The 21,491-nt window shown below is 40.8% G+C and carries 19 protein-coding genes; 7 read left to right on the top strand and 12 right to left on the bottom strand.

All coding sequences use genetic code 11. The annotated features are described in order from the left end of the window. Positions 1-113 precede the first annotated feature (113 nt). Complete coding sequence (pdxH, locus tag CKV81_RS10065) at positions 114-758, bottom strand: pyridoxamine 5'-phosphate oxidase (protein WP_095072984.1); 645 nt, start codon at positions 756-758, stop codon at positions 114-116. 21 nt (positions 759-779) lie between these two features. Here pdxH and CKV81_RS10060 point away from each other — a divergent pair, with 21 nt between their 5' ends. After that, a complete protein-coding gene (locus tag CKV81_RS10060; protein ID WP_095072982.1) occupies positions 780-1,328 on the top strand; it encodes a YqgE/AlgH family protein in 549 nt (182 codons plus the stop codon). A 65-nt stretch (positions 1,329-1,393) separates the two neighbouring features. Here CKV81_RS10060 and CKV81_RS10055 read toward each other — a convergent pair whose 3' ends face one another. From CKV81_RS10055 to CKV81_RS10015, 9 genes are all read right to left on the bottom strand, one after another. Then, the gene (locus tag CKV81_RS10055; protein ID WP_095072979.1) at positions 1,394-2,206 is read right to left on the bottom strand and encodes an aminotransferase class IV; all 813 of its coding nucleotides are present in this window, start codon (positions 2,204-2,206) and stop codon (positions 1,394-1,396) included. A 73-nt stretch (positions 2,207-2,279) separates the two neighbouring features. Further along, a complete protein-coding gene (locus tag CKV81_RS10050) occupies positions 2,280-2,666 on the bottom strand; it encodes an START-like domain-containing protein (RefSeq protein ID WP_095072977.1) in 387 nt (128 codons plus the stop codon). Between the two features lie 88 nt (positions 2,667-2,754). Then, positions 2,755-3,930 carry an aspartate aminotransferase family protein gene (locus CKV81_RS10045; RefSeq protein ID WP_095072974.1) on the bottom strand — a complete coding sequence of 392 codons (1,176 nt, stop codon included), beginning with the start codon at positions 3,928-3,930 and terminating at the stop codon, positions 2,755-2,757. Between the two features lie 77 nt (positions 3,931-4,007). Then, complete coding sequence (locus tag CKV81_RS10040; RefSeq protein WP_095072970.1) at positions 4,008-5,747, bottom strand: OstA-like protein; 1,740 nt, start codon at positions 5,745-5,747, stop codon at positions 4,008-4,010. After that, on the bottom strand, positions 5,747-6,220 hold the full coding sequence (locus CKV81_RS10035) for a Fur family transcriptional regulator (protein ID WP_095072967.1): 474 nt from the start codon (positions 6,218-6,220) through the stop codon (positions 5,747-5,749). The genes CKV81_RS10040 and CKV81_RS10035 overlap by 1 nt, the downstream gene beginning before the upstream one ends. A 135-nt stretch (positions 6,221-6,355) precedes the next feature. Continuing rightward, a complete protein-coding gene (locus CKV81_RS10030) occupies positions 6,356-8,347 on the bottom strand; it encodes a KUP/HAK/KT family potassium transporter (protein WP_095072966.1) in 1,992 nt (663 codons plus the stop codon). A gap of 116 nt (positions 8,348-8,463) precedes the next feature. Further along, entirely contained in the window at positions 8,464-9,447 is a 984-nt protein-coding gene (locus CKV81_RS10025) for a pyruvate dehydrogenase complex E1 component subunit beta (protein ID WP_095072964.1), read from the bottom strand. 159 nt (positions 9,448-9,606) lie between these two features. After that, positions 9,607-10,023 carry a DUF2147 domain-containing protein gene (locus CKV81_RS10020; RefSeq protein WP_095072962.1) on the bottom strand — a complete coding sequence of 139 codons (417 nt, stop codon included), beginning with the start codon at positions 10,021-10,023 and terminating at the stop codon, positions 9,607-9,609. A 145-nt stretch (positions 10,024-10,168) separates the two neighbouring features. Then, positions 10,169-11,797 (bottom strand): ArnT family glycosyltransferase, encoded by a 1,629-nt coding sequence (locus tag CKV81_RS10015; protein WP_095072960.1) that lies wholly within the window; start codon positions 11,795-11,797, stop codon positions 10,169-10,171. A 71-nt stretch (positions 11,798-11,868) separates the two neighbouring features. Here CKV81_RS10015 and CKV81_RS10010 point away from each other — a divergent pair, with 71 nt between their 5' ends. From CKV81_RS10010 to CKV81_RS09985, 6 genes are all read left to right on the top strand, one after another. Next, a complete protein-coding gene (locus CKV81_RS10010) occupies positions 11,869-12,822 on the top strand; it encodes a glycosyltransferase family 2 protein (RefSeq protein ID WP_095072958.1) in 954 nt (317 codons plus the stop codon). 28 nt (positions 12,823-12,850) lie between these two features. Further along, on the top strand, positions 12,851-13,666 hold the full coding sequence (locus CKV81_RS10005; RefSeq protein ID WP_157727406.1) for a lysylphosphatidylglycerol synthase transmembrane domain-containing protein: 816 nt from the start codon (positions 12,851-12,853) through the stop codon (positions 13,664-13,666). Continuing rightward, a complete protein-coding gene (locus CKV81_RS10000) occupies positions 13,663-14,376 on the top strand; it encodes a CDP-alcohol phosphatidyltransferase family protein (RefSeq protein ID WP_095072954.1) in 714 nt (237 codons plus the stop codon). Before CKV81_RS10005 ends, CKV81_RS10000 begins: the two co-directional genes overlap by 4 nt. A gap of 86 nt (positions 14,377-14,462) precedes the next feature. After that, positions 14,463-15,227 (top strand): 3'-5' exonuclease, encoded by a 765-nt coding sequence (locus tag CKV81_RS09995; RefSeq protein ID WP_095072952.1) that lies wholly within the window; start codon positions 14,463-14,465, stop codon positions 15,225-15,227. A gap of 44 nt (positions 15,228-15,271) precedes the next feature. After that, positions 15,272-16,021 carry a hypothetical protein gene (locus CKV81_RS09990; protein WP_157727405.1) on the top strand — a complete coding sequence of 250 codons (750 nt, stop codon included), beginning with the start codon at positions 15,272-15,274 and terminating at the stop codon, positions 16,019-16,021. Between the two features lie 2 nt (positions 16,022-16,023). Then, on the top strand, positions 16,024-16,629 hold the full coding sequence (locus CKV81_RS09985) for a fumarylacetoacetate hydrolase family protein (protein WP_095072949.1): 606 nt from the start codon (positions 16,024-16,026) through the stop codon (positions 16,627-16,629). Positions 16,630-16,739: 110 nt separating this feature from the next. Here the strand turns inward: CKV81_RS09985 and CKV81_RS09980 are convergent, their stop codons facing one another. Together CKV81_RS09980 and rpoC are read right to left on the bottom strand one after the other, a co-directional pair. Then, positions 16,740-17,048: a DUF3467 domain-containing protein gene (locus tag CKV81_RS09980; RefSeq protein ID WP_095072948.1), complete on the bottom strand. Its 309-nt coding sequence runs from the start codon at positions 17,046-17,048 to the stop codon at positions 16,740-16,742. Positions 17,049-17,143: 95 nt separating this feature from the next. Further along, complete coding sequence (gene rpoC, locus CKV81_RS09975; RefSeq protein WP_095072946.1) at positions 17,144-21,409, bottom strand: DNA-directed RNA polymerase subunit beta'; 4,266 nt, start codon at positions 21,407-21,409, stop codon at positions 17,144-17,146. Positions 21,410-21,491 lie beyond the last annotated feature (82 nt).

Genomic DNA, 21,491 nt, shown 5'->3' with positions numbered 1-21,491 from the left:
TCTCAAAAACAAATGATGTAGCTGAGAGCCGTTTAGACGAAAAACTGCACATCAGGAAATCGAGAAAAAAAAACAAAAAAAGCCGTTTCACCATTTGTGAGACGGCTTCTTTTTTATGGCGCTAAGCGTGAGATCTTCCAGTCGAAATCTCCGGTCAGCTCATAAATAATCCTGTCGTGCAGACGGTTGGGCCTTCCCTGCCAGAATTCCATTTCATAAGGTTTGGCCAAATAACCGCCCCAGTTTTCAGGCCTTGGAACTTCCTTTTCTTTATATTCTTGCTCCAATTCCGCTAACCTGTTCTCCAAAAATTCCCGGTTCGGAATAATTTTGCTCTGCGGAGAAACCTTGGCGCCAAGCTGGCTGCCTTTCGGCCTTTGTGCAAAATAACCGTCATTGAGGTTTGCCGGCAGTTTTTCTAAATCTGCTTTTATGATGATTTGTCTTTCGAGCGGCGGCCAGAAAAAATGAAGACAAGCTTTGGGATTATTTTTGATGGCCATCCCTTTCCTACTGTCATAATTGGTGTAAAAAATAAAACCTTCCCAGGTATAAGCCTTCAGGAGCACCATCCTCGTTCTCGGGCAACCGTCCTGTTCCATTGTTGAGATGGCCATCGCATTGGCCTCCGATATAGCATCCGCTTCTTCAGCTTCCATAAACCAGTCGCGAAACTGCTCGATCGGATTTTTTTTCACTTCGCATTCAAGGAGCTGGGATTTATCGTAAACTTTCCTTTTATCATGAAGGTTTTCCATAATTTATTTTTACATTTGAGTATGAATTACTCGTACAAAGGTAAAATATTAATTTCCACACCCGATGTGTCGGGCGACATTTTTTCCCGCTCGGTGGTTCTGATAGTAGATCATAACGAGAACGGTGCTTTCGGATTAATTCTGAATAAAAAAAACAGCGATGTAAGCAGTAGCCTGAAAGAAATTTTTGGTTTTAAGGTGGATGTTTACGAGGGTGGACCGGTCGAAAACGACAAGATTTTCTTTATTGTTAAAGGCAAACCTGTGAATGAATTTTTCATCGAAATCAATGAGGAATTCTATCTTACCGAAGATGTGCAGACTATTGTAAATGAGATTTTTGAACAGAGGCTGAGCCCTTCAGACATTAAGGTTTTCTCCGGATATTCCGGTTGGGCGGCACAGCAGCTCGAAGGAGAAATCAGCAGAAAATTGTGGACAGTGGTCGAAGTTTATAACCTGGATTATACTTTACCCAACGACCAAAGTCTTTGGAAAAGTATCATGCAAAACCTCGGCGGCGAGTTCCTGCTGTGGGCAAACGCACCTGAGGATATTTCTATGAACTGAACCTTAAGCGGGTTAAAATTATCTAACTGCCGCCCTTATTTTGAAGTAAAAAATTAAATAATAAATTATTCCGCAAAAAGTTCGCTCCACTTCTGGATCATCTCAGAAAACCTTTCGCTGCCAAAGGTTTTATTTCTGATTTTTGATACGGTGAAAATTCCCTTTTCATCAGAAATCATCATTATTTCGTCGGCTTTCTGGCTCTCAAACGCAATCATTTCTGCCTGTTCGATTTTGGCAAGGTTGCTCTTGTGCACGAACGTAATAAAATTTTCCATCAACGGTGAGATGTACGCACCTTCACTTTGTTTCGGAATTTTTATGGCATCACCTTCCAGAAAAAGCAGATTTCCAAAGATGGAACGGGCGATTCTTTTGTTTGGGTTTAAAAGAATGCCGTCATCAAGATCATTTTCCTTGGCATAAATTTCAGCATAAACATTCTCAGGGCTATGAACACGGATATTGCTTAAAAGATTGGTATTCACACTGATTTCTTTAATCAGATCCATTTCAAAGTCTCCCTGAATCTGAAGTACGTCATTTAGTTCAGCCACATCAAACCAAAATGAAATGTCGGATTTCTGAAGCGGCTTTTCATCAGCATTTCTGTAAACCAAAAAATTTATGATTCCATTGGAAACACTCTTTGATACAGCATTTTCAGTGAAGAGATTCTGAAAAAATTCCAGCGTGTAGGAAAGCGGAATATTCATCCTCATTTTCCTCATAGAAGCCATCAGGAAAAAGTAACATTCCTCGGCCATAATCAGTTTTGAGTCCTTGATGAAAAATGAAACCTTCACTGCATCACCAAAAAGGAATGCGCGGTTTCTCAAATCAAAATTTTCTGATGTATAAATGTTGTCAAATGCCATGGTTGCTGCGATGATTATAAAAAAATAATGAACGAAAGCTCGTCCATCAGTTTATTTTTTAAGTAAGGAAAATTTAAGCGGCTCCGAGTTTGATCTGCAGGTTTTCAATCAGGTTTTCCCAATAGAGCCTGTTTTCTTCCTCATCTCCGGGATGGCAGAAATCAGTAATATTTAGAGAAAGGTCTTCTGTAATCTCATCAATCACGATGCTCATTTCAAAGAAATTCTTCGTTCCTTCATCCTCTTCCCAACGGAAACGCACAAAACTTTCAGGCTTATATCTGATCAGAGTTGCTTTCTCTGCGGGGCCGCCGCCCCAACTGAAGTAGAAATCGTCGCCTTTCTCCACCACGTCATCCGAAAACCACTCCGAAAGTCCCTCTGCCGTAGCCAGATATTCGTACAATATTTCTGACAGGCAATGCATCGGAAACTCGTAATGCACCTTGTGTTTTGCCATACTAAATCCTTTTTCTTAATGTGCCGCAATATATAAATTAATTTTATATTACACTAATAGAAAAAAGTTGATTTTTATATGTTTTTTATCAATCTTCATCCAGGGTTTCAAGGATGATTTTGCAGCCTTCTTCAATTTCTGACTTGTTGATTGTCAGCGGCGGAGAGATTCTGAGGTATTCATTTCTGTAAAGTTGCCAAAAGACAATCAGGCCTTTTTCCATACAGCGTTTTGCGACATCCAAAGTGTATTCCGGAGAACCGAGATTGACAGCGAGCATCAGTCCGCGGCCGTTGATGTTTTTTATTTTCGGATGTACCAGAAGTTTACGGAAGAGCTGTTCCTTTTCATCCACCTCATTCATCAGTCCGCTTTCCAGGACTTCCTTCAGAGTCGCATAACTTGCCGCCGCAATAAGAGGGTTTCCGCCGAAAGTTGTGATGTGCCCAAGCTTCGGTGAATGCGACAGTGTCTCCATGATTTTCCTGGAACTCATAAAAGCGCCAACAGGAACACCACCGCCCATACCTTTGCCCATCACCAGAATATCGGGAACAATACCGAAATGTTCGAAAGCGAACAGCTTTCCCGTACGGCCAAATCCTGGCTGAATTTCATCAAGAATTAAAAGTGCGCCCACTTCCTCGCATCTGGATTTCAGTTTTTTGAGATAATTACTTTCGGGAACTAAAAACCCAGCTGCACCCTGAATGGTTTCTAAAATGACGCAGGCTGTTTTTTCAGTAATTTTTTCTAAATCTTTTTCCGAATTAAATTCAATGAAATTCACCAAAGGCAGCAACGGACGGAACTCACGTTTGTGATATTCATTCCCCGAAACCGAAAGTGCGCCGTGTGTATTGCCGTGATAAGAGTTTTTGAAAGAGATAATTTCTTCCCTTCCGGTATATCGCTTTGCGAGTTTCAAACTCCCGTCTATAGCTTCTGCGCCGGAATTTACAAGATAGGTTACTTCCAAAGGCTCGGGTGTTGCTGCTGCTAAAAGCTGGCAAATTTTCACCGGCATTTCCTGAGCGTATTCACCGTAAACCATCACATGGAGGTATTTATCAGCCTGCTCTTTAATTGCAGAAACAATTTTTGGATGTGAATGTCCCAATGTATTGGCAGAAACCCCAGCCACGAAATCGAGATATTTTTTACCATCAGTACCGTAGATATAGCTTCCTTCTGCTTTTTCTATTTCGAAACCGGCAGCAAATTTTGTAGTTTGGGCTTGATATTGAAAAAATTCTTTTTGCATGGCGCAAAGTTCGGGATTTTTTTTAACCGTAAAAGTCTTTTGCTTTTGGAAAATTGGTGAAAAAAAGAAAAAACTGTCTATTTCCTCACTCTTTTTGGCGTTTTCGGCTGATTTTTAGCACGTTCTTCTTCCAAAGCTTTCTGTGCGGCGTCGTAGAGTGTATCATCGGATTTGTAAACTTCTTCCGGATAATTTGGCGAATCTACGAAGATATCCTGCCATTTGCGTAAACGGTCTTTGGTATTCCAGTTGAAATCGGTAAAAAACCGGTTCTCTTTTGAAATTTTTGACATTGGATAGAGTTTGGATTTCGCACCGATATTGCACGAAATAATCTGGATTTTCCTTTCTTCAAATTCAGCTTCGAGTGTACCGCAGGTAGAAACCAAAACACCAATCCGGTCAATTTCATTCGTTTTTTCGTCCTGAGAATCCGCGTAAGTTATGGCTTGCGCGTTTCCTAAAGCCTGCGCCAGTTTCACCTCATTATTTTCGTAATATACCGTCATCACACGGCCTTTCACCTGGTTGAATTCGTCCTTATCGTTCAGTGAGTCGGCTTTACTGATCGCAAAGGCATTACCCAAAACTTTCAGGGAATCTATAGTTTGGTTTACAGTATTGAAGTAAGCTTCAATCCGGTCGCCGGTGACCTGTTTTTCACCGCTCCAAAGGATTGGGTTTCCGTCGAGGTGAAGAATTCCGTCGGTTTCATTAAAACTGATTGAATCAGCCCGGGCCTGCGCATTGGATTTGAACATTCTTCCCTTGCGGAAAGCCCTTAAATAACTTTTTTTCTGCATGGCTGAATCCAACTTCTGGTAAGCAAGAATTTTTTGGGCCGAAAAATAAATTGAATCCTTTTCCAGGATTTTCACCGCATAAGGCTTATCAGTAATCATCGCGGAATCCTTTTTTTCCCAGATCTCACCGAATCCCCCTTTGATGTAGCGCTTTTCGCGCGGATCATTCAGTGTTACATTTCCTTCCGCTTTACCGTAACCGGTAAACTGGTTGTAATACATCTTATCCCCGGTCAGAATTTTATTATTATAGTGAATCCTAGAATTTCTATAAAGCCAAACTTCCTTAGTATTCTGGTTGTAAGTACCTTTTTCAGTGTAAACGTAGTTTAACGGATTTGCTTTATTTGTAATTCTTGTAGGTCCGAAAAATTCAGAAGTATTGGTGTTCTGGTTGTGCACAATATGGCTGCCTTCCACGGAATATTCGGGATTATCAATCTTTACACTTCCAGAAAGGTCAATGCTTTTGGTGGCAATATTATAGGTCGCAGAATTGGTATAAATGGTGTTGTTGTCGCTGGTAATCGTTCCTCCGGAATTGAAATACGCCTTGTTTGTCCGGCGGTCGTAGTAGAGTGTCTGGGTTTTTATGGTCTGTTTGGGATCCGTTAGCACCACGTTTCCGCGGGCTATTCCGCGCTCGGTATTTCCGTCATATTCCATCTCATTGGCGGTAATTACGGAGCCGTCCGCATTCTGAAGTTTTACGTTTCCGATGGCTTTTATGAAATTCTGATCACGGTAAAGAATGACCACATCAGCCGTTAAGGTTGAACCCTGATGCTGAAACTGAACATTACCCTCAAAAAAAGGGTTTCCGTTATAACGGCCGGGCTCAACACCGAATTTGTCCGAATGTATGTGCTGAACTTTCTCTCCCGTTTGTGAATTTGCTGCCTGCTGGGCATTGAAAAAAGGATCTTTTACCAAAGGGTCTTTTGGCTGCGTAGGAATCTGCGCCAGGATCATCTGTGCAGCCGCGAAGAGAAAGAGTACGAAAAAGTTCTTCATTAATCTTTTTTGGTTCCGTAAAAGTACAGCGAATGAGAATCAATATTTACGCCAAAAGCCTGCTCGATAGCGTCTTTGATGCCCTGAATCCGTGGATCGCAGAACTCGATGATTTCTTCAATTTCCTTGTCTGAACCTTTTTTGTAGATCACCAAATGGTCGTGCTGTTTATCAAAGTATGATTTTTCGTAGGAAGATGAGCTTAAGGTCTTTTCCCCAAACTGATGCTTACGGATGAGACCCGCGTCCAGGAAAATCTCAATGGTGTTGTATATGGTAGCTTTGGAAACGTGATATTTTTTCTGCATCATAAGCAGGTAGAGGTCATCCACATTGAAATGATGATCCATATTATAGATTTCTTCGAGGATGGTATAGCGTTCGGGTGTATTGCGGAAGCCTTTTTCCTGAAGATACTGTTTCAGAACCTCTTTTATGACCGTATGGCTGCTTTCTTTCTGTTGTGCGCTCATCAAAGTGAAATTGTTCACAAATTTATTAAAATTAAATGACAAAGAGACTGCATCAATTGCCGTATCACGTTCATCGCTTTTTAAATTTTAAATTTAAAGAAAAGAAAAAATCCTCTGCTGGAGAGGATCTTAGGTTTATGATTCATATTTTTTGAAGCCGGCCTGCTGAATTCGCTCCGTAACGATATCCTGATCGAGCAACGGTGCGGATTCCACCACCACGTTGTGCGGTGAAACTCCCCATGATTTGAAATCGTCACTCCCAATATATTTCACAAAATTATAGATATTCAGGGTTATTTTTTCTTTTACGGTCAAAAGTTTATCGTTGATATAGGTATTGTCGATGATCACATATTTCAAATCGGGCGGTATGTGGTAAGCCCTCAGCGAAGGGTGCGGACTGGATGCCGGAATTATACCCTCTGCCATTAAATCCTTCAAAACATCATCAAAATAATCATTGATCCGGCGGTCAACCTTAAAACCCAGAAGGAAATTTACTTTGAAGATCGTGCCGGGCATAATTTCATCCACCGTATATTTAAAGGTGTAAGGATCTTCCTGGTTTCTGATATTCAGGATAAAATAATGATCCGCTCTTTTGGGCTGTTTCCGTAAAATAGAGTAGATGATCTTGGACTCCACTTCGTCGTCCATTTTGGCACGGCTTAAAAACGCCAGGTTCGTCGCGTATTTCGGTATGGTCACGTCCAGCTTCAGGTCTTTGATAACCGGTACATACTTGGAAAGTTTTACAAAATTGATGAATTTCGTCTTGATCAGCCTTCCGTTATACCAAGCATACATACAAACGCCGATAAATCCACCGAGAATCACAGTGATCCATCCGCCTTCGAAGAACTTGATGATGTTTGCACTGAAAAAGCCCAGCTCAATGGCGAGATAAACGAGGAGAAAACCAAGAATGTAGATCCTGTTTACCCGCTTCTTGAGCAACCAAAACGCCAGAAGCAAAGTGGTCATCAGCATTGTAAGTGTTATTGAAAGCCCGTATGCAGCTTCCATTCGGCCGGATTCCTTAAAATAAACAACAACGATAATGCAGAACAAAAGCAATCCCCAGTTGATTCTTGGGATGTACATCTGCCCTTTTACACCCGAAGGATAATCTATTTTTTGATTTGGCCAGAAATTAAGCGACATCGCTTCTGAAAAAATGGTGAAGGAGCCTGTGATCAACGCCTGTGAAGCAATAATCGCAGCTGCAGTTGCCAAAATTATACCCGGTAAAATCATCCAGTCAGGCATAATTCCAAAAAACGGATTAATCCCTTCTTGCTGTACCCTTTCGTGATTTTGAAGCAGCCATGCGCCCTGACCCAAATAATTCAGAATCAGCATAATTTTTACAAAAACCCAGCTTACCCTGATATTCTTGATTCCACAATGCCCAAGGTCGGAGTAAAGCGCCTCAGCCCCTGTAGTACAGAGGAAAACTGCCCCAAGAATGATAATTGCACTGGGTGAATGGGTGATTAAATTATAGGCGTAATAGGGATTGAAAGCTTTTAAAATCTCATAATTACCCATTAAATGGTATCCGCCAATAGCCCCAAGAACCAGGAACCAAACCACCATCACGGGCCCGAAAAATTTCCCAACAACACTGGTACCGAACTGCTGCACAAAGAATATCACCAACAAAATCACGCAGGTGATCAGTACCACCGGCGTATGCGGGTTATAGATCTGAAGGCCTTCAATTGCTGACATCACCGTTAAAGACGGTGTAATAACGCCATCCGCCACCAAAGCTGATGCACCAATGATGGCGATAAGATAAAGCCAGCGCTTCTTCAAATTTTTTACAAGAGAAAAAAGTGCCAGAATGCCGCCTTCGCCCTTGTTATCGGCCCGAAGTGCGATAACCACATACTTGATTGTGGTTTGCAAAGTAAGGGTCCATATTACACAGGAAAGCGCACCTTCAATGAACTCATCGAAAGGCATATTAGAGCCCTCTTTGAAAGCATTCACAATTGCTTTCATCACATAAAGCGGTGATGTACCGATATCGCCGAAAACAATTCCCAATGATACAAGAATCCCTACAAAAGAAAGTTTTTTTAGATCAATATGATGACCAGGTGCATCTGTTGCCATTTATAAAAATATTTGCGCAAAGATAGTTTATTGGTAAAATTCTCTATTTGAAATATTATAATTATTTATAAATAAAAAAGCTCTCTTTCGAGAGCTTCTATCTATAATAAATAAAACTAAGCTTTGATGTACATCGCTTTTTTAAGTTCTTCTTTTACCTTTTCCAGTTTCGGGAACCACTCTGCGAAAAGTGCAGATGAATAAGGTGCCGGTGCATCCGGAGTTGTAATTCTCTTGATCGGTGCATCCAAGTAATCGAAAGCCTTCTGCTGCACCATATAAGTGATTTCTGACGCTACAGAAGCGAAAGGCCAGGCTTCTTCCAAAACAACCAGTCTGTTGGTTTTTTTTACGGAAGCCAAAACAGTGTCGTAATCCAGCGGACGAACAGTTCTCAAATCAATAACTTCAACGGAGATGCCTTCTTTTTCCAGATCTTCTGCAGCCTGCATCGCCAGTTTCATAATTTTTCCGAAAGAAACCAAAGTCACATCTTTACCTTCTCTTTTGATGTCGGCTTTTCCGATTGGGATATAATATTCCTCATCAGGAATTTCCATTTTATCGCCATACATCTGCTCAGATTCCATGAAGATTACCGGGTCATTATCCTGTATTGCAGTTTTCAGAAGTCCTTTTGCGTCGTAAGGGTTGGACGGCACTACAACTTTCAGCCCCGGGCAGTTGGCATACCAACTTTCAAAAGCCTGTGAGTGTGTTGCACCAAGCTGACCTGCAGAAGCCGTCGGGCCACGGAAAACGATTGGGCAGTTCCATTGCCCGCCGCTCATCTGACGGATTTTCGCAGCATTGTTGATAATCTGGTCGATACCAACCAAAGAAAAGTTGAACGTCATAAATTCCACGATCGGCCTGTTTCCGTTCATCGCAGCACCTACCGAAATCCCTGCAAATCCAAGTTCTGCAATTGGGGTATCGATAACTCTTTTCGGTCCGAATTCTGCCAGCATCCCTTTGGACGCCTTATAAGCACCGTTGTATTCTGCAACTTCCTCACCCATTAAATAAATGGATTCGTCTTTGCGCATTTCCTCGCTCATTGCCTGTGCAATAACCTCGCGAAAAGTATATTCTGCCATGTTTGTTTAATTTTTTTAAGACCACAAAATTAATGAATTTAATTTGATTGATTTAGTATTTAATGAATAAAAAATACCGGCAGATTTTTAATTAAAAAAAAATAAAAAAGCAGCCCATTACTGAACTGCCTTTTTATTAATTGACTTGTTAAAAGACCGTTATTTTACCAGGTGCCAGGTTTGGGTTTTAACTGCAATTCCCAAAACAATCGCTTTCACTGCAAGCGTGTTACCGTTTCTTACAACAGCTGTGTTGTAGGTTTTTCCGTCCTTCGGGTTAGTAATGGTACCGCCAGTGAATTCGTTACCGTCTTTTTTCAGCCCTCTGATGACTTCCAGGCCAACCAGCGGCTTGTTTTTCCTGTCGTCTTTACATTTTACACAGTTGTTGTTTTCAGGCTTAATCAATAACTGTGAGATTCTGCCATAATATTTACCGTCTGATTTTTTGAAAATCTCTACGATAGATTTTGGTTTACCAGTCTCGTCATCAATGGTTTTCCATTTTCCCTCAATTTGCGCGAAAGAGAAGGTGGCAAAAAATAGTGCTATAAAAGCAAATAACATTTTTTTCATGTAATTTTAATTTATTTTATTAATATAATTTTCTATTAGATAAAAGTAATTAAAAAAAGTTAAACACCAAATAAATTATTATCTGCTTCATAGCAATATTTGCGCAGTGACAGGGTTTTAAAAAATTAAACAATCATTTAATTTCTTACCCTTTTATTTTAATCAGATAAATTTTAGAAAGTTGGCCTGGCCTCCTGGCCGGATCGAGAAATTTGAGCGAAAGTTTGGTGATCCGGAAATTATCTGCAGAGCTCACAATCTCGTAAGGCCTTTTAAAATCTTTCAGTGCGCCATCATAAACCACAACTAAATTTCCAGGTTTCAGATCAACTTGTTCAATCCGAGGTGTATTTTGTTTGGTATAAAAATCAAAAGCCCAGGCTTCATCGTTCGTGAGCATGTAGATATTTTGCTTGGCAAGCCGATGACTGTTTACATATTCGGCAAGTTTTATGCTCCCCTGATATTGAGTCAACACCGGATAAAACTGAGTATTGAGGAAAAGATTGACAGCAATTGCAAAAAGCGCTGAAACATACGCATATTTGCTGAAAAGGTTCTCAGTACCAAAAATTCTATAAAGCAAAAGAGCAAAAACCACTGCAGTGAGCATATACATTCCGATATAAGGAATACCGGTAAATGAATTAATTAAAAGCCCTAAACCGATGATTGAAGTAAAAATCACAACCAGTTGAATAATCCAGAGAATTTTGATTTTCTTGTTTTCTCTGTTTCTGTAAAGGTGAAAAAGATAAGCAGCCGTAAAAATGGCCAACACCGGAATTAATCCATTCAAATAATGCGGAAGCTTAAATTTTGAGAAGCTGAAAACCACCATCACCATCCAAAACGCACCTAAAGTAAGGAACTCTGCGCCTATTTTTTTTTTGAATTTAGAAGTGATAAAAAACTTCGTCCGATCGAAAACACCAACATAAAACAGCAGCGAAAACGGCAGGAAAGCCCAAAGCAGGGTATGGAAAAAGAACAGGTAATCTGAATTGGTAGCCGCGAAACCGTCGCCGGTCATCCTCGCCACGCTTTGCCCAAGAAGAATAAACTTAATACCGTCCACACCAAACTGATGGTGGTACGCATAAAGCATGGGTGAAACCCCAACAGCAAAGCTAACCGCACCCGCAATGATTTTAAAATTGAAAAACCTCGTCCATTCCCTGGAATAAAGCAGGTACGCAAACACACTGAAAGAAATAATCACCAGTGTCATCAGCCCTTTTGATGAGAATGCAACCGCCGTTCCCAAGCCTGCCAAAACCACGAAAACCAATTTTTGGGTTTTGATAAATTTTACAAACTGCCATATTGCAAAAATCACAAAGCCCGTCAAAACCGCATCAGTACGTACATCGTGAGCTGAAAGAATGACAGTTTGCGCTGAAAGAAACATCAATGCTGCGGTATGCCCTAAATTTTTATTCCCATAAAGTAATTCAGCGAGTTTTTTTGTAGAAAAAGCACCCAAAGCCAGGCAAAGCAGTGCCGGAATGCGGTAAGCAACAGGATTAATCCCAAACAACTTCATCGAAACGGCGGCAAGCCAGAAATGCATATGCGGCTTGTCGAGGTAAGGATTATCGCCCTTATAGATATTAAGAAAATCATTGTTCAGTGCCATTCTCATCGCCATTGTAGCATGCTGCGCCGAATCGTTCTGCATCAGTGGAATAAACAGCCCGGAGATGTAAACGATTGCAAATCCGATATATAAGAAAATCAGTTGACGGTTGCTAAGCAGCGTGTCCTGAGCCATGCGGTAGATAGTTTTTTAGTAATTTTGCAGAAAATATTGCGAATGCAAATTTAGCAATTCAAAACTAACGAATGAATCCCAACAAATTCTACTCTATCGTCATCCCAATGTATAATGAGGAAGGCAACGCGGGGCTGCTGATGGACAAAATAAAAGATGCCATGCGGGGCTACAGGTACGAACTGATCCTGATTGACGATTTCTCTAAAGACCGTACTGTACAGCAAATAAAAGAGAAGAATGACCCAAACGTCGTTCTGATCCAGCTGAAAAAAAATTACGGCCAAAGTTCTGCAATGATGGCGGGATTCGATTATGCTACCGGCGATTACATTATTACAATGGACGGCGATTTACAGAACGATCCGTCCGATATCCCAGCGATGGTAAAACTGTTGGAGGATGGCGAATATGATCTTGTAGTGGGCAACCGTGAGAAAAGGAAAGACTCATCCGTGAGAACCATTCCATCAAAAATTGCCAATTTCATTATTAAAAAATCGACAAAACTCCATATTTCAGATCAAGGGTGCGCGCTGAAAGTGTTTACAAACGATACCGCCAAAGACCTTAATTTATACGGCGAAAACCACCGTTTCATCAGTCTGATGGCACACCTTAACGGTGCAAAAATCGCAGAAATGCCGGTAAAGCACCATCCAAGACAGCACGGCGTTTCCAAATATGGGATGAACCGTACCTTCAAGGTCATCAATGACTTACTGTTGGTTCTTTTTAATCAGAAATACCTCTCGAAACCGATTTATCTTTTCGGAAATATTGGACTTCTGGCTTTTACTCTCGGGATGATTATTAATATTTATTTACTGGTAATCAAACTTTTAGGCCAGCAAATTGGCGGAAGACCGCTGCTAATTCTCGGCGTTCTTCTGGTATTTATCGGTATTCAGCTTTTTACAACGGGTATCATTGTGGATATGCTGATGAAGACCTATTTTGAATCACAGAACAAGCGCCCTTTCAACATCAGAAAAATTACCACTTTTGGAAAAAACGAGGATTAGGAAAGCACTTCTCAATGCCGGCAAAATAATGATCAGCATAGTTTTGCTGTACTTTGTGTTCACCAAAATCCCGTTTAGTGCGGTGGCGGCTTTGTGGAAAAATGTAAATGTTGCTTACCTCGCTGCTGCTGCAATTCTTTTTCTGCTTTCTCAAATCGTGTCTGCAAAGCGCCTGGAACTTTACTTTACTGCTGCAAATTTCAACCTGAGTTTCAAGAGCAACCTTGAACTTTACTTTCTGGGTATGTTTTATAATTTTTTTATACCGGGCGGAATCGGCGGCGATGCATATAAAATTTACCTCCTCAACAAAAAATTCGGCTGGAGTTCGCGAAAACTTACTTCATCACTTTTCAATGACCGGCTGAGCGGGCTTATTGCCATTTGTATAATCATTTGTATGTTAAGCCTCATATCATTGCCGGAATTCAAATTTCATGTGCTGGGACTTAGCATTTTGGGATTGGTTGCCGGATATTTTTTAACAGCTAAAATGTTCCGGGACTTTAAAAAAATTTATTTGAAAGGGTTGGGATTCTCCCTTATAGTACAGGCTTTACAAATTTTTTGTTTTATTTTTTTACTTAAAAGTATCGGTGTAGAAAACGGATTTGTGCATTATTCGCTGCTCTTTCTGGCGAGCTCCATTCTCAGTTTGATATCTTTTGCCGGCATTGGTGTCCGCGAAATGCTTTTCTTTCAGGCGGCCAAATATTTTGATTTCAATCCGGCTTATTCAGTATCCGCGTCGCTGCTTTTCACGGTAATTACTGCTTTTTTTTCACTTTTGGGACTTTTCTTTCAGATAAGAACATTAAATTTGAAAACTACTGACCCGCTATGATTTTTTTAAGAAACAACCTCGCCAATATATTCACTCTCGCGAACCTTTTTTCGGGCAGCATCGGCGTTATTCACCTTCTCGATGGGGATTACAAAACTGCGGGCTTGTGCATCATCCTCTCATTAATCCTTGATTTTTTTGATGGGTTTGTGGCACGGGCGCTGAAATCGAACTCCAGTCTCGGTGTTCAGCTGGATTCTTTGGCAGATATGGTGAGTTTTGGCCTTTTGCCGGGCGTGGCGATGTACAAAATGCTGCAACCCTTCGGGACGGAGTTTTTAGGTCTTCAGATGCCTTTTGAAATTAAATATCTGGGGCTTTTAATAACCGTTTTCTCTTGCCTGAGACTGGCAATCTTCAATATTGATGAAGACCAGAAATATTATTTTAAAGGATTAAATACCCCGAGCAATACCATCCTGATTTTTGGTTTATACTACGTATTGAATGAAGTCGGAAGTTACAGTTTTTTACGTGCGACGCCGCTTTTTATGGTACTTTTGACCTTGTTGAGTTCGTGGCTTCTGGTCTCGCCGATTAAAATGATCTCAATGAAATTCAAATCGATGACAGTTCGGGATAATATGCCGAAAATCGCCTTACTGGCCGGCGGAATAATCATTTTACTGCTATTTAAAACTGTGGGGATCCCGATTGTGATTGTTTATTACATTTTGGTATCACTGGTTTTTCAAAAACAAATTACGTAATCTGAAATTTGATGTTTGAAATTTCAAATTATTTTGTACAGTTTCAATCTTGAATATCAAATCTCGAATCTCAAACCTAAACATTAATGAACTTAAAACTCCATAAACCGCTCTGCGTATTTGACCTTGAAACCACGGGTACGAACGTCGCAAAAGACCGCATCGTCGAAATCTGCATTCTGAAAGTAAATCCAGACGCGTCACGAGAAAGCAAAACCTGGCTTGTGAATCCTGAGATGTATATTCCGAAAGAATCTACAGCTGTGCACGGCATTACTGATGACGATGTAAAAGACGCACCAACCTTTAAAGAAATTGCCCCGAAAATTATGGAAATGATTTCCGGAAGTGATTTAGGTGGTTTTAATTCAAATCGTTTCGATGTACCGCTTTTGGCCGAAGAACTTCTTCGCGCAGGGGTTGATTTCGATTTGAGTAAATTCAAACTGGTGGACGCCCAAACAATTTTCCATAAAATGGAACCAAGAAATCTGACCGCCGCTTATAATTTCTACTGCGGAAAAACGCTTGAAAACGCCCACTCCGCCGAGGCGGATGTATTGGCTACTTTTGAAGTTTTAGATGCACAGGTTGCCCACTACGATGAACTGCCGAATGATATTGCCGGACTGAGTGAATTCTCGTACCACAACCGTTTTGCCGATCTGGCTGGTTTCATCGCTTTTGATGATGAGGAGAAAGAAGTTTTTACTTTCGGTAAATACAAAGGCCACCGCGTGAAGGACGTATTTCAGAAGGATCTGGGCTATTACGGCTGGATTCAGAATGCGGATTTTCCTCTTTATACGAAGAAGGTTTTAACCAAAATTCAGTTAAAAAGCCGGTTTTGATTATCATGAAAAAATTTCTTTTTGTTTGTCTTACATTTTTATTTTTGAGCATTTCAGCGCAATATTCCTATCAATATGGGCATGATTCCACGCGTTTAAATCTAAAAAATGGGGTTTATAAAGTTACAGAAACAGCAGAATTTACTGGAAGAGAGAACTATAAGCGCATCAGCAAATTTACCTTCAACAAAAAAGGTAATTTAACAGATATAGAGTACTTGAACTCAAAAGATGATGACAAGCCAAAACATATGTCCTTTAAAAAAATTGCGTATGACCGCTTCGACAGGCCAATTTCTATGGAAGAACTAAAAGCCCGTACTACATTTAAGTATGCACACGACACGGTGATTATACAAAAAGATGCTGACAGTTTTATAGAGAAGTCAACTTACACCAAATTAAAAAATAAAGAATATTTAGTTTCTGAATTATCAATTGATAATGAAAAAGAAATAACAAAAGGAGAATTCATTTACGACAGCAAATACAGAATTATTGAATCTACAGAAATTATTTTTTCAAAGGGAAAAACAGATACAGTTAAAATAAAATCAGAGTATTACGGAAAATGTCACTACCCTAAGCAACAGACAATTCATAATTTGACAACATCGAATATTTTGAACAAGAAATGTGACATTATAGAAAGTACTGCCCATTTTTCAAATGGCAACACGCATAAAAGTGTGTTCACATACAAATATGATAAAAAAGATAACTGGATCGAAAGAACGGAATTGGTAAACGGAAAAGTAAGTTCCTTTTCAACAAGAATTATAGAATATTATTAAATATGAAACTGATCTGCATAGGAAGAAACTATAGCGAACATGCTAAGGAGCTGGGTAACGAGATTCCCGACAAACCGGTAATTTTTATGAAACCGGACACAGCAGTTTTGAAAGGTAATGATTTCTACATTCCTGAATTTTCAACAGATGTGCATTACGAGCTCGAAGTAATTTTAAAAATCTCAAAAGGCGGGAAATACATCCAAAAAGAAAATGCGCATAAACATTATGATGAAATCGGCCTGGGTATTGATTTTACGGCGCGCGACCTGCAAAGCGAGTTGAAAAGCAAAGGGTTGCCATGGGAACTGGCGAAAGGGTTTGACGGTTCGGCAGTCATCAGCAATTTTTATAATAAAAACGAATTCGACTTGCAGAATCTGGATTTTTCATTGCTCAAAAACAAAGAAAAAGTGCAGGACGGAAACACCAAAAATATGATGTTTGGGTTTGATGACATCATCAGGTTTGTTTCGCAGTACTTCACCCTCAGAGTGGGCGACATCATTTTCACCGGAACCCCTGAAGGTGTGGGCAAGGTCAACGAAAATGATCTCCTCGAGGGTTTTCTGGAAGAAAAGAAAATTCTTGATTTGAGGATTCTTTAACTCTGAAATGGCAGTATTTTAAGCAATTTCGATCTTCAGCAAAAACATTTAAACCCAATAAAAAATCCCCAACCAAAATTGGCTGGGGACCGTTTTTTTTAGGCTTTTAATTAAGCCTGCACGTTATTGTTCTGTCCAATTACGAAAGGCTCAACTTCTTTGATTTCGCCAAACTGCTGCTCGTAGTTTGCGATGTTCTGCTGAAGCGCGGTAAGCACTCTCTTCGCGTGAAGCGGAGCTAAGATTACTCTTGATCTTACGTTGGCCTGCTGTACTCCTGGCATCAGCTGGATGAAATCTAAAACGAATTCAGATGGTGAGTGGTTTACCAAAGCAAGGTTGCAGTATACACCTGCTGCTACCATTTCGTTTAGTTGAATGTTGATGTTTCCGTCCTGTGGATTTTGATTGTTGTCCATGTTTTTTTAATATTTTAAATTATAAATTTTAGATTTTAAAAGGATTTTAGACTATGAATTCAATTTAAAATTCATAATCTAAAATCTATAATTGCTTAATTGATGTCTTCGAATTCTTTCTTAGAACCTACGATTACATTCTGGTATTCTTTAAGACCCGTTCCTGCAGGAATTCTGTGTCCTACAATAACGTTTTCTTTCAGACCGTTCAGTTCGTCTACTTTTCCGGCTACAGCGGCTTCGTTCAGAACTTTTGTAGTTTCCTGGAACGATGCTGCAGACATGAAGGACTTGGTTTGTAGAGCTGCTCTTGTAATCCCCTGAAGTACAGGTGTTGCTGTAGCAGGGAGTGCTTCTCTTACCTCCACCAATTGCAGGTCTTCACGTTTCAGTTTAGAGTTTTCGTCTCTAAGTTCACGTGCTGTAATCATCTGTCCTGGCTTGAATTCCTTGGAATCACCGGCTTCGGTTACAACCTTCATTCCGAAGATTCTGTTGTTTTCTTCCAGGAAATCGTATTTGTGTTCAAGGGCACCTTCAAGGAACTGAGTATCGCCGGCGTCCACGATTTCTACTTTGGTCATCATCTGTCTTACGATGATTTCGAAGTGCTTGTCATCGATTTTCACACCCTGTAAACGGTAAACTTCCTGAATTTCATTCACCAAATATTCCTGCACTGCAGTTGGGCCTTTAATCTTAAGGATGTCATCCGGAGTAACGGATCCGTCGGAAAGCGGCGAACCTGCTCTTACGAAGTCGTTTTCCTGTACCAAAATCTGGTTTGAAAGTTTTACCAAATAAATCTTTCTTTCTCCGGTTTTGGCTTCTACGATTAACTCGCGGTTACCTCTCTTGATTTTTCCGTAAGAAACTACACCGTCGATTTCCGTTACTACCGCAGGGTTTGAAGGGTTTCTCGCCTCAAACAATTCGGTAACTCTCGGAAGACCACCTGTGATATCCCCTGCTTTTGCAGATTTTCTTGGTATTTTAATCAGGACTTTACCAGCCTTGATTTTCTCACCGTCATTAACCATTAAGTGCGCACCTACCGGCAAGTTGTATGCTTTCAGTTCTTCACCCTTGGTATCTACCACTCTTAATGTAGGAACGGCCTTTTTATTTCTAGATTCAGAAATTACTTTCTCTTCGAATCCTGTTTGCTCGTCGATTTCCAACTGGAATGAAACGCCCTGGATGATGTCTTCATATTTCACTTTACCGGCAGATTCTGCAATGATAACGGCGTTATAAGGATCCCATTTTGCAATAAGGTCGCCTTTTTTCACTTTGTCACCAGGTTTTACAGAAAGTGCTGAACCGTAAGGAATGTTGGCCACCATCAGCGGTGTTCTCAACTCATTATCAGCCACCAAACGAAATTCTGTCGAACGTGAAACCACAACTTCCTGTTTCTCACCAAATTCGTTTTCTGAGGTTACAGTTCTTACCTCATCCATTTCCACGATACCGTCTCTACGAGCAACGATGGAAGGATTTTCAGAAACGTTACCTGCAGTACCACCCTGATGGAAAGTTCTCAGCGTCAGCTGTGTACCAGGTTCACCGATGGACTGTGCTGCAATAACACCCACAGCTTCACCCATATGGATTGGTTTACCTGTTGCAAGGTTTCTACCGTAACATTTCGCACAGATACCTTTTTTAGCTTCACAGGTTAATGGTGAACGAACCTCAACGGTTTCGATACCGGCAGTCTCAAGAGATTTAGCCAGTGCTTCGTTGATGATCTCATCTGCATGAACCAACAGTTCATCCGTTTCCGGGTGATATACATCGTGAAGAGAAACTCTACCCAAAATTCTTTCGGAAAGCCTTTCTACGATTTCGTCGTTTTTCTTCAGTGCAGAAACTTCAATTCCTCTCAAAGTTCCACAGTCGTCTTCTGTAATGATGACATCCTGCGCAACATCCACAAGCCTTCTGGTCAAATAACCGGCATCGGCAGTTTTAAGAGCGGTATCGGCAAGACCTTTACGCGCACCGTGAGTAGAAATAAAGTACTCAAGGATGGAAAGACCTTCTTTAAAGTTTGCTACAATCGGGTTTTCGATAATTTCAGCACCGGTAGAGCCGGCTTTCTGTGGCTTCGCCATCAAACCACGCATACCGGACAGCTGACGAATCTGCTCTTTGGAACCCCTCGCACCGGAATCCAGCATCATATACACAGAGTTGAATCCGCCCTGGTCGGTTTTCATTCTGCTCATGATCATTTCAGTAAGACCGGCGTTGGTATTCGTCCAAACGTCGATTACCTGGTTGTAACGTTCTGTATCTGTGATAAGACCCATATTATAGTTGGCCTTAATTTCGTCAACATTTTCTACCGCGTTGGCAATCATCGTTTTCTTCTCTTCCGGAATTACAATATCTCCCAATGAGAAGGAAAGACCGCCTTTGAAAGCGTTAGAATATCCTAAATCTTTCATATCATCAAGAAACTTCACCGTAGTTGGGAAGTTTGTATCGGCAAGAATTCTACCGATAACGTTTCTCAATGATTTTTTAGTTAAAAGTTCGTTGATGAAACCAACTTCTTTCGGTACGATTTGGTTGAAGAGGATTCTACCAACCGTAGTTTCAATCAGTTTGGTTACCAGTTCTCCTTCTTCTTTTATAGGTAAGCGGCATCTTACTTTAGCGTTCAGAGAAACTTTTCCTTCAGCGTAAGCAATTTCTGCTTCTTCCGGAGAGTAGAATGCCAAACCTTCACCTTTTACTTTGTAATCTTCTGTTGAAGACGCTTCTTTGGTCATGAAATAAAGACCAAGAACCATGTCCTGTGAAGGAACAGTAATCGGAGAACCGTTTGCCGGGTTCAAAATATTTTGAGAACCTAACATCAAAAGTTGTGCTTCCAGAATTGCTTCCGGACCAAGCGGCAAGTGAACCGCCATCTGGTCACCGTCGAAGTCGGCGTTGAAGGCCGTAGTTACCAACGGGTGCAACTGAATTGCCTTGCCTTCGATCATTTTCGGCTGGAATGCCTGAATACCCAATCTGTGAAGCGTAGGTGCCCTGTTCAGAAGAACCGGATGGCCTTTCATCACATTTTCAAGGATATCATACACCACAGGCTCTTTTCTGTCGATGATTCTTTTTGCTGATTTTACGGTTTTTACAATTCCTCTTTCAATCAATTTTCTGATGATGAACGGTTTGTACAATTCCGCAGCCATATCTTTCGGGATACCGCACTCGTGAAGTTGAAGGTTTGGCCCTACAACAATTACCGAACGTGCAGAGTAGTCAACCCTTTTACCCAAAAGGTTCTGACGGAAACGACCTTGTTTACCTTTCAGTGAATCAGAAAGTGATTTCAAAGGCCTGTTGGATTCAGATTTTACGGCTGATGATTTTCTTGTATTATCGAACAGTGAATCTACCGCTTCCTGAAGCATACGCTTCTCGTTTCTTAAGATTACTTCCGGAGCTTTAATTTCCAAAAGTCTCTTCAAACGATTGTTACGGATGATTACTCTTCTGTAAAGGTCATTCAAATCGGAAGTTGCAAAACGACCCCCATCCAACGGAACAAGAGGTCTCAATTCCGGCGGAATAACCGGAAGAACTCTCATCACCATCCATTCCGGACGGTTGATCATTCTTGTGTTGGCCCCACGAAGTGCTTCGACAACGTTAAGACGCTTCAATGCCTCTGTTCTTCTTTGTTTAGAACCTTCGTTGTGTGCCTTGTGTCTCAAATCGAAAGACAGGGCATCAAGGTCGATTCTTTTTAATAATTCTTCAACGGCTTCTGCACCCATCTTCGCGATGAATTTGTTCGGGTCAGAATCGTCAAGATACTGGTTTTCCACAGGAAGTGTTTCCAGAACATCCAGATATTCTTCTTCTGTAAGGAATTCCATTTCGTCGAAATCGGAACCGTCGGCTTTTTTCGCCATACCCTGCTGAATTACGACATATCTTTCATAATAGATAATCATATCCAGTTTTTTGGACGGCAAGCCCAAAAGGTAACCGATTTTGTTCGGCAATGAACGGAAATACCAGATATGCGCGATAGGAACTACCAGATTGATGTGGCCAATTCTCTCGCGACGTACTTTTTTCTCGGTTACTTCCACACCACAACGGTCGCACACGATCCCTTTATAACGGATACGCTTGTATTTACCGCAGGCACATTCGTAATCCTTCACAGGGCCGAAGATTTTCTCGCAGAACAAACCGTCTCTTTCCGGCTTGTGCGTTCTGTAGTTGATGGTTTCCGGCTTCAGAATTTCTCCTCTGGATTCCTGAAGGATTGATTCCGGTGAAGCCAAACCGATGGTGATTTTGCTAAATCTGCTTGATTTATTTTTATTTGACATTTTTTGTTTTTTAAGATTAAAAGAACCAAGAGCCGAGAGTCAAGATTAATAGGTCTTGCATCTCGTGTCTCGTATCTCGTGT

This window comes from Chryseobacterium taklimakanense (assembly GCF_900187185.1).
GTDB classification, from domain to species: domain Bacteria; phylum Bacteroidota; class Bacteroidia; order Flavobacteriales; family Weeksellaceae; genus Planobacterium; species Planobacterium taklimakanense.
Note: the sequence above shows the minus strand (reverse complement) of the source record. Positions and strands in the feature narration are given on the sequence as shown.